The organism is Nitrobacter vulgaris (assembly GCF_002028545.1).
Classification (GTDB): Bacteria; Pseudomonadota; Alphaproteobacteria; order Rhizobiales; family Xanthobacteraceae; genus Nitrobacter; species Nitrobacter vulgaris.
In genome coordinates this window covers 121,513-130,999 of sequence record NZ_MWPQ01000003.1, presented here as the reverse complement: position 1 = coordinate 130,999, position 9,487 = coordinate 121,513, and the positions used below count along the sequence as shown (strand labels likewise).

At 61.1% G+C, this 9,487-nt stretch carries 7 protein-coding genes; 5 read left to right on the top strand and 2 right to left on the bottom strand.

The features are described from left to right. Window positions 1-423 (bottom strand): polysaccharide biosynthesis/export family protein (locus B2M20_RS01300; RefSeq protein ID WP_173815870.1); only part of this gene is annotated, 423 nt, incomplete at its 3' end. 102 nt (window positions 424-525) lie between these two features. Beyond that, complete coding sequence (locus B2M20_RS01295; RefSeq protein WP_079445286.1) at window positions 526-840, bottom strand: hypothetical protein; 315 nt, start codon at window positions 838-840, stop codon at window positions 526-528. Window positions 841-1,192: 352 nt separating this feature from the next. On the opposite strand from B2M20_RS01295, the gene rpsT reads away from it, so the two are divergent. From rpsT to B2M20_RS01265, 5 genes are all read left to right on the top strand, one after another. After that, window positions 1,193-1,459 (top strand): 30S ribosomal protein S20, encoded by a 267-nt coding sequence (gene rpsT, locus B2M20_RS01285; protein ID WP_079445307.1) that lies wholly within the window; start codon window positions 1,193-1,195, stop codon window positions 1,457-1,459. A gap of 1,360 nt (window positions 1,460-2,819) precedes the next feature. Continuing rightward, the gene (gene dnaA / locus B2M20_RS01280; protein WP_244553370.1) at window positions 2,820-4,247 is read left to right on the top strand and encodes a chromosomal replication initiator protein DnaA; all 1,428 of its coding nucleotides are present in this window, start codon (window positions 2,820-2,822) and stop codon (window positions 4,245-4,247) included. 202 nt (window positions 4,248-4,449) lie between these two features. Beyond that, window positions 4,450-5,568: a DNA polymerase III subunit beta gene (gene dnaN, locus B2M20_RS01275; RefSeq protein ID WP_079445283.1), complete on the top strand. Its 1,119-nt coding sequence runs from the start codon at window positions 4,450-4,452 to the stop codon at window positions 5,566-5,568. A 167-nt stretch (window positions 5,569-5,735) separates the two neighbouring features. Next, window positions 5,736-6,887, top strand: a complete 1,152-nt coding sequence (recF, locus tag B2M20_RS01270) for a DNA replication/repair protein RecF (protein WP_079445282.1) — start codon at window positions 5,736-5,738, stop codon at window positions 6,885-6,887. Between the two features lie 194 nt (window positions 6,888-7,081). Continuing rightward, window positions 7,082-9,232, top strand: coding sequence for a hypothetical protein (locus tag B2M20_RS01265; RefSeq protein ID WP_079445306.1), 2,151 nt, complete (start codon window positions 7,082-7,084; stop codon window positions 9,230-9,232). Window positions 9,233-9,487 lie beyond the last annotated feature (255 nt).

Genomic DNA, 9,487 nt, shown 5'->3' with positions numbered 1-9,487 from the left:
GGCGGACAGTTCAGCCGGCGTGCGGCCGCGCGCGGTGACGGCGCCGATCAGCGGCATGGTGATGCTGCCGCCGGCACCGACCAGATAGGTGTTGGTGAGACCCTCCTGGCCGTAGACCACGATGCGCAGCCGGTCGCCGGCATCGAGCCGGTACGCGGGATCGTGCACAACCGGCGGCGGCGCGGCAGCGAAGACAACGGGCGTAGCGGCGATAGCTGGCGTTTCCCACAGACCCGGCGTGTTCCATAGGCCACGGCGAGGGGCGGCCGGCGGCGGCGCAAACGCCATCCGTCCTCCATAGGCCAGCGCATCGAGAGCGTTGTGCGGACGGACCATCGCCGTCGGCTGCCGCATGCATCCTGACAAAGCCAGCGCGGTTAGCGCAGCAACCAAAGATATTGGAAACGCGCGCGAGAGCCGCACCGGGGCCTGTCCCTTGTCACGAGATCACCCGGTTCTGCACCCGCTATGGTTAACAGAAGGTAACCTCTTCTTTGTGGCGAGATTGGCACCGATGTCCGGCGATTATTCCCGTGAGTAGCCGATCAAGGGCGGTCGTGGCCGGAACAGCAGCATCAGAAGAATGCCCACACCCCCGAGCACTGCGAAGGCGGGCTGATTCAAAACCAGCTTGACGAGATCCCACATCCAGGGTGCCGAGGCTTCGATCTGAGTACGAACCGCTTGCTGGCTGGCTTGATGAATATCGTTCCAGAATTCGCCGAGTTTGGTCAACCGCAGGGTCTGATCGGCGATTGACCGAGCGCCATCATAAACCAGAAAAATGAAGCCGCCGGCCAGCAGCAGCAACCCGATGAAACGAAAAATCGCCCGGATCATGCCCGTACCAGCTCCTTGTCCGCAGTTGCAGCTCGCCCCTTAGTCCTCAAAGGCACGAAATTCAACCTCGCCAGCGTCTCTTTCGAGTCCTTGCGAAGACCCTTCTTTGCCCACCCACCCGGACGCCGGACCTGCCGGCAGGCGTTGACGCTTGAAAACAGGGGCTCTATAAGACCGCTGATGGCGGTGGGGTGATCCTGCCGCCGCTGTTCTTTGAAAAAGGCCCCTCGCAAGTTTTGAGGACGGCATTTTCGAGAACACCGGAAAACACATTCAGGCTCATCCGCGCAATCGAATGACCGGCCACTGGCTGGCCTCTCGCGAGAGCACTGCCGAAGGATACTTCGAGACCATGGCCAATACGACATCCGCCAAGAAAGCGACACGCAAGATTGCCCGCCGGACCGCCATCAACAGGTCGCGGCGCACCCTGATGCGCGGCTCGGTCCGGATCGTCGAGGAAGCGATCGCGAAGGGCGATCGCGACGCCGCGGTCCAGGCGATGAAGCGCGCAGAGCCGGAATTGATGCGGGCTGGCCAGCAAAACATCATTCATAAGAACAATGCGAGCCGCAAGGTGTCCCGGCTGACGCATCGAATCGCCAAGCTTGCAAAATGAACTGATCGAAGACGTTATTCGTCAGAATATCTCAAAGGGCCTGGCCAATCGCCAGGCCCTTTTTTTGCGCGGACGTGCCAGAATCTTTTATTCACCAGATCAAGTGGAGAAAGAACACTTCAACACGTTACGCAGCATCGCCTTGCGACGACATCAGGCATCCATTGCCACGGCCGTTCGATTCGCTCACGTTCCACGATGCGAATACGAGGCACGACGACAAACACCACGATCTGGTCGATTGGACCCATCACAATAGCCATCCGGTTGAGTTCGGCGGCCTACTCTCATTCAGAGTCGACGCTTTCGCACGACTCCCATTTCGATATTTCCATCCTGATATAACCGGAAACTCCGCAAGGGCTCAAAAGACAGCCCAAATGAGCGCTTGGCTGACGCGGGTTACCCGCAAAAACAGCCAGAAAAAAATGCGCCGAGCTAATCACTTATCTCCATAGTGTGACAGAACACTTCCAAAACGACCTCGCGCTTCGCCCCGCTTCATCCTTTCTTAAAATATTTTAGACAACGCGGCGGATTTGTAACACCTCACGAAGGAGATCGAATCCGCGCGCAGATTCAAACCGTTGCTGATTGGACGCGCTGGAGGTGGAGCAGGTCCCGTGTCCTCATTCGATTTGCGCGACGCAGCCGCGACGCGAAAGACGTTGCGAGAATTGAGGCGTGGTGTATTTCTCTGAGCGTTCGCGACACTCGCGGCTCTTCAGATAGTGCTGTTTAAGAGAGCCCTGGGTGGACGTGCATATCGGCGGCGGTATTCACGTTAGTGACGCTTTCCATGTGATGGCGAATGGCAACTCATAGCAACATGAGAACGGATGTTCTGTGCCGAAATTTCTCGACTGAGACGTTTACGTCAAGCGTTTGCCAGCGAGGGAATACGCTTAGGCCATGCCGCATCTCCGCCACGGGGAGCGGGCGAGTTGACTTGGTGAGTTAGAGTGCGCGCGTAGCGATCCGACAATATGGCGTCGGGTTTCGCAGACTGAATTTGAAATTGATGTGAGAAAATGTCTCGGCGCGGTCCGTCGCAGCGAGGAGGGGGTTTATGTCAAACAAAAACAACACCACCAGATTTCATTCATGGGATTATCTTACGGACGTTTTCACGAACACGACGACATTTTTGCGCGCGCTCAGTCAATCTTCGGGCGGACCCTCTAGCCGCTACTGACATCGCTTTCGTTCCGTTTTCAGCCATCTAAATCGCTCGCGGTGCTTTGCCGAACGATTGTTCATGGCCGAAACGAAGCGCTCCGAAGGATCACAGCGAATGCGTGGCCTTCCGGAGAAGCAGCCGCATCCGAACATCATCAAACCAGAAAAGTCGTCACGAGAAATGTCAGACACAGAACAGGAGCGCTGGTCGCGTGTGAAGGGTCGATTGCGCTCGACCGTTGGAGAGGACATCTATTCGAGCTGGTTCGCGAGAATGGATTTGGAGAGCGTCCATGCCGAGAGTGTCCGTCTGTCGGTGCCGACGCGGTTCCTGAAAAGCTGGATCCAGGCGCATTACGCCGAGCGTGTGCTGGCCTGCTGGCAGGCCGAACTGCCGGACGTTCACCGGATTGATCTTACCGTGCGCTCGGCCATGCGCTGCGCAGCACCGGTCAGGGAAGCGCCCGCAACCGATGTGCACCGTCTCGAACGCAGTGAGGGCCGGAACGGCAATGAGCTGAAAACGGTTGCGACCGCGCCGGCGTCCGCCAACCACGACGCCCTCGGCGGTTCGCCCCTCGACCCGAGGCTGACGTTTCAAAGTTTCGTCACCGGACGCTCCAATACGCTGGCCCATGCGGCGGCGCGTCAAGTGGCGGAAGGCCGGCGCGGCGACAGCGTGATGTTCAATCCGCTTTACATCCACGCCGGCGTCGGTCTCGGCAAAACCCATCTGCTGCAAGCCGTCACGTGGGCGGGCAATGCGGGCACCGAGCGCAGAGTGCTCTACCTGACGGCGGAGAAGTTCATGTATGGCTTCGTCGCCGCTCTCAAGACGCAGACAGCGCTTGCTTTCAAGGAAGCACTCCGCGGCATCGACGTTCTCGTCATCGACGACTTGCAGTTCCTGCAAGGCAAATCGACACAGGCCGAATTCTGCCACACGTTGAATGCGCTCATCGATGCGGGCCGCCAGGTCGTCATTGCAGCCGACCGGCCGCCGTCCGACCTGGAAAGCCTCGACGATCGCGTACGATCCCGGCTCGCCGGTGGGCTCGTGGTCGAAATGGGTTCGCTCGGCGAGGAGCTTCGGCTTGGCATTTTGAAATCGCGCGTTGAAGCTGCGCGCACGCATCACGCCAGTTTCGACGTGCCTGAGCAAGTTTTGGATTATCTGGCGAAAACGATCACGCACAACGGGCGCGACCTCGAGGGGGCGATCAACCGGCTTCTGGCGCACAGCAAGCTCAACGCCCAGCCGGTCACTCTCGAAATGGCCGAGCGCGAGGTCCGTGACCTGGTCCGCCCCCAAGAACCGAGGCGCATCAAGATCGAGGACATCCAGCGGGTCGTCGCGCGGCAGTACAATGTCAGCCGCTCGGACCTTCTGTCTTCGCGCCGCACCGCCAATGTGGTGCGGCCGCGGCAGGTCGCAATGTATCTCGCCAAAACGCTGACGCTGCGTTCCCTGCCCGAGATCGGCCGCCGGTTCGGGGGGCGAGATCATACCACCGTGCTGCACGCCGTCCGCAAGATCGAGGCGCTGGTGTCGAAAGACGTGACGCTCTCCGACGAAGTCGAATTGCTGAAACGTCAGCTTCAGGAATAGGCGCGGCGCAGCGAGAACTTTCTGCCAAAATATCGGGAAAAGGCCGGACCGGAGCGAACCGCAGGCTTGCGCCGGACGGGCTTCCGCGCCACCTTGCGGTCCCGCCGAATTTAAGCGAAATCGGCGTTGAACTCGGGGTTTACGTGCCGCGGTCCCGCGGCATTTTCAGCACATGACGGGAATTTGATCGGACGGATTTGCAATGAAGGTCACCGTCGAACGCGCGCAACTGCTGAAATCGCTTAGCCACGTGCATCGCGTGGTCGAACGGCGGAATACGATCCCGATCTTGGGAAACGTGCTGGTTCGCGCCGAAACCGCCAAGTTGTCGCTGAAGGCCACCGATCTCGATCTGGAGGTGACGGAAACGCTGGTAGCGGAAACCGGAACCGGCGGCTCGACCACGGTTCCGGCGCACATGTTCTACGACATCGTCCGCAAGCTGCCCGACGGTGCGCAAATCGTGCTGGAAGGCGACGGCGACCGCTCGGTTTTAACCATCCGCGCCGGACGCTCTCGCTTCACCCTGCAGACGCTGCCGGAGAACGATTTCCCGGACCTCGCGGCTGGCGACATGACGCATGCCTTTTCGCTGGCTGCAGCGGACCTGAAACGGCTGATCGATCGTACCCAATTCGCGATCTCGACCGAAGAGACCCGTTACTATCTCAACGGCATCTACCTGCACGGCGCGGGCAGCGCAAAGAGCGCGACGCTGCGCGGCGTTGCGACCGACGGTCACCGCCTGGCACAACTCGATCTCGCGCTGCCCAAGGGTGCTGAGGGAATGCCCGGCGTCATCATCCCGCGCAAGACTGTCGGCGAGGTGCAGCGGTTGATCGAGGACAGCGAGGCCGAGATCGGGATCGAATTGTCGCAGGGCAAGATCCGCTTCACCATCGGCCACGTCGTGCTGACCTCCAAGCTGATCGACGGCACCTTCCCGGACTACGGCCGAGTGATCCCGCAGAACAACGATAAGGAACTGGTCGTCGACAAAAAGGACTTCGAGGCCGCGGTCGATCGCGTCTCGACGATTTCCAGTGAGCGCGGCCGCGCCGTGAAGCTGGCGTTATCAGCGGGCAAGCTGGTTCTGTCCGTGACCAACCCCGATTCCGGCAGCGCCACCGAGGAACTCGAGGTCGAATACGCCTCCGACGCACTCGATATCGGATTCAATTCACGCTATCTCCTGGATATCGCCGCGCAAATCGAAGGCGAAGCTGCGGTGCTGAAGCTCGCCGACCCCGGGTCACCAACGCTGGTGCAGGACAGGGATTCCAAGGGCGCGCTCTACGTGCTGATGCCGATGCGGGTGTGATGGCCCTTTAGCCGCACCCGGCGACAACGAACCAACATCAAAGTCACGCCCACGAAGGCGGGCATACAGTATTCCGTTGGAACATCCATTGCCCGCATCGCACCTTATGGACGACCGGATCATCGTGCCTTCGCGGATGATGACCGGGGATGTGATAATCGTTGCCCATGATCTCCTCCCGCATTCGCCGTTTGAGCCTCACCCGCTTCCGCAACTACCGCGCCGCGACGTTCGAGACGCATAGCGAGATGGTCGTGCTGGTCGGGCCAAACGGCGCCGGCAAGACCAATTGCCTTGAGGCCGTATCGCTCCTGTCGCCGGGACGCGGATTGCGGCGTGCCACGCGCGAAGACATCGCTGACAACACGGACGACGGCTCCTGGGCGGTGTCGGCCGAGGTGCAGGGCGCGCTCGGTCTTGCGACGCTCGGCACCGGCATCGACGCGCCGAATGATGAAGCCGCACCAAGCGCCCGGCGCTACCGGATCGATCGCGAGCCCGTCGCATCGGCAGCCGCTTTCGGCGACCACCTGCGCATGGTGTGGCTGACGCCTTCGATGGACGGCTTGTTCGCTGGTGCGGCATCGGAACGGCGACGCTTCCTCGACCGCCTGGTGCTGGCGATCGACAACGATCATTCCGGCCGCGTCGCGGCGCTGGAGCGCAGTCTACGCTCGCGCAACCGCCTGCTCGAGATGCGCAACTACGACGATCTCTGGTGCAGCGCCGTCGAACGTGAAACCGCAGAGCTTGCCGTTGCGGTGGCAGCGATGCGCGCACAAACCGTGACACGCCTTTCCGCAGCATTGGAGGCGCGCGGCGGAGCCTCCTCATTCCCTTCGGCAAGAATCGGCATCGGCGGCTGGATGGAAAACGCGCTGCTCACCGAACCCGCAACGACGGTGGAGGATCGCTACCGCGAAATCCTGCGCGCGAGCCGTGCCCGCGATGCCGCCGCCGGCCGCACGCTCGATGGCCCGCACCTCATCGACCTCGAAGTGATCTATGCGCCCAAGAACATGCCGGCGAAGGACGCCTCCACCGGCGAGCAGAAAGCGCTTTTGATCGGGCTCGTGCTGGCCCATGCGGGTCTCGTGGCCGAGATGACGGGGATCACACCGCTGCTGCTGCTCGACGAGGTGGTGGCGCACCTCGATCCTGACCGCCGCAGCGCGCTGTTCGGCGAACTCAAAGGTCTTGGCGCCCAGGTCTGGATGAGTGGAGCCGACCCGGCCGCGTTCGCCAACGTCGGCGCCGGCAGCGAGATTTTCGACGTCGACTCGGGACGGATCGCCCGCCGGGCACCGGCATCGCTTTGAACCAAAGGTTCATCCTGCACGACTAGAGTTTGTTCAACGGCGTTGAATCAGACTCAATGCTCGTCCTTTTGAACGGGATGATCCTATCCGAAAATCGGTTCTCATTTTTCGGGACCATGCTCCAGGCTTTGTACGACATCCTGACCGGCGCACTTGCCGCCCGCCCCTTTTGGTGTTTTCCGGAGAGATCAATCATGCCCGCACCGAAATGCCGACCTCACGCGCCGGCACGTCGATACGTTCTGGCTGCATTCTGGCTGGCGTGGATTGCCGGCGCGTCAGTAGCGATGGCGGAGAGCGGCATGGTCGAGGTCAACCAGTTGCCGCGCCTTCCGGACGCGCAGGAAACCACGGACTCGCAAACCGACCGCGTGGTCTACACGGTGCAGGGCGTGGTGCCTTCCACAGTTCAGTCGGTGAAGACTTTGATGACCGACACTGGCTGGATGCAATATGTGCGGCCACTCGAGGAGACGGCGACCGGTCTGCTGTTCAAGAAGGGCGTCCATGGCCTGTCGGTATCCTTCACACAGGCTCTCGGCCGCCCGGACCGATCCGCGGTCCATTACAGCGCCAACCGGATCTACGCCGACATTCCGTTTCCACCGGGAGCAACGGATATCGTCTACGATGAGCGCAGGCCTTACTTCAGCTGCACAGCCCCCGGCAACACCGACGCGAATCTTGATTTCTTCAATCGCGAACTCACCGCAACCGGGTGGACGGCGTTATCCGCCGACGACGCCAAGACGCGCTGGCCGAATGCCGCAATCGACGACAAGATCGACAATGGTGCGCGCGCCTATTTCAGGCGTGACGATCGTGACAGGCAGTTACCGATCATGGTGTCGTTACGGCGACTCGATGACGACAAAGCCGCTGTCGACATCAGGATCGCGCCATTTGCCCTGCCGCAGGATCTCCAAGCGGGTCCCGATATGGACGGCCTACCGCGACCGGACCATATCATAAACGCCGGAACCACCGGCAACGCGACGTCGGATCACCGGGAGGCGCACGCCACGGTGACCGCCGAGATGCCTACCGTGCTCGCCTTCTATCGTCGCGAACTGTCCGCGCGTAACTGGAAGGAAGAGGCCAAGGGAGCGATCATCACACCAGACGAGGTGTCGCTCAATTTCACCTCCCCTGAAGAGACGGGCACGCTCAAGCTCGGCCACAAACATGATCTGACCCTCGTCAGCTTCGTCATGCAGGTGACGCCGGCCGCACTGGCCGCCCGGGCGCGCGCGAAAAAGCAGGCCGACGACGATTTCATGAAGGACGCGATGTCGATGGCGACGGAGCTGATCGCAGCCGACAGTGCTCATCGCGCGCAACAATCCGCGAAGCTGTCGGATGCTCCCTTGCATGCGCAGTTCGGCAAGGCCACGCCAATCCCGCTGCCGGAAGGCGCGGAGAATGTCGAGTTCGATGGCTCGGACGGCAAACTCGAGTTCGAATCACAATCGAGCGTGAAAGCGCTTGCAGGTTTTTATCGCAGCGCCCTGAAGCCGCTCGGCTGGAAGGCGCAGCCGTCGGTCATCAACAATCCCAACATGGCCGCGATGCAGTTCTCCAAGGGCGGCAAGGAGATTTCGATCACCGTCATGCAGATGGGTCCTAAAACCAATGTCAGCGCGAACGGTTCGGGTCTCGAGATGGCAGATGCCGGCTCCGGCGCTGCCGCGGATGGTCAATCGGCTGCGAAAGCAGCTCCAAAGCCGCTCGAAGCGGAGCCGGATTCCGCGTTGCCGGTCCCGAAGGAACATACCTTGAGTTCCCTCTCAACGGGCAAGCTGCCGGGCAGCGATGCACCGTTCCGCCAGGAGCTCGAGGCCAGCATTCCGGCCGATCTGGCTTCCGTGCTTGCCTTCTATCGCGACGAACTGGGCAAGCGCGGATGGAAGGAATTGCCGGATCGCGCGATCACCCAACCGGATCGCGTCCAACTGGCATTCACCTCTCCCGACGGCCCAGCTATGCTGAAGCTCGGCCGCCAGAACGCCGAGACCACAGTCAACCTCGCGCAGAAGATTCCGGCCGCCGCCGCCAAGGGAGAAGTGCTGCCGAAGCCGGGTCAGGCGAGGCTGATGCTGGGCAACATGGGACAATCGGACGCCACCATCACCATCGACAAGCAGACCATCAAGCTGGCGGCAGGCGCAGGCGGTCCGCAATCATCTCAGCATCCTGCGCTCGATCTGCCGCCTGCCAAATACAAGTACACAACGAAAGTGGCCGGACACCCCGCCAAGTCGGGCCAGATTGAGCTCGGCGCCGACGATGCCTGGGGCCTGATGCTCGGGCCCGATGGCGGTGTGCTGGCGCTGCAGGCTTACTGATGTCACGCGCATGTCTACGCCGAGGTTCAAACCAGCCAACTGACCTGCTCCTCGGCGACCATCAGCCCCGATGTATCGGATCCGCTCCTGATGCGGTTGAGCGGGTTATTATCCGCCGCAATCGGAATGCGGCCGGGCGGCTGTTTTCAGAGTCGCGAATCGCCGTTTTAAGGGCCCCGCGAATCGCCTTTTTCCGTCCTTGAAAAACCGGATAAAAATCACATCTATTCAATAACTTGCAGCGGGTCACTTTGC

Excerpts from the sequence above, each read along its gene's own strand:
- B2M20_RS01295 (WP_079445286.1), bottom strand. The coding sequence starts at position 840 with ATGATCCGGGCGATTTTTCGTTTCATCGGGTTGCTGCTGCTGGCCGGC.
- rpsT (WP_079445307.1), top strand. The coding sequence starts at position 1,193 with ATGGCCAATACGACATCCGCCAAGAAAGCGACACGCAAGATTGCCCGC.
- dnaA (WP_244553370.1), top strand. The coding sequence starts at position 2,820 with ATGTCAGACACAGAACAGGAGCGCTGGTCGCGTGTGAAGGGTCGATTG.
- dnaN (WP_079445283.1), top strand. The coding sequence starts at position 4,450 with ATGAAGGTCACCGTCGAACGCGCGCAACTGCTGAAATCGCTTAGCCAC.
- recF (WP_079445282.1), top strand. The coding sequence starts at position 5,736 with ATGATCTCCTCCCGCATTCGCCGTTTGAGCCTCACCCGCTTCCGCAAC.
- B2M20_RS01265 (WP_079445306.1), top strand. The coding sequence starts at position 7,082 with ATGCCCGCACCGAAATGCCGACCTCACGCGCCGGCACGTCGATACGTT.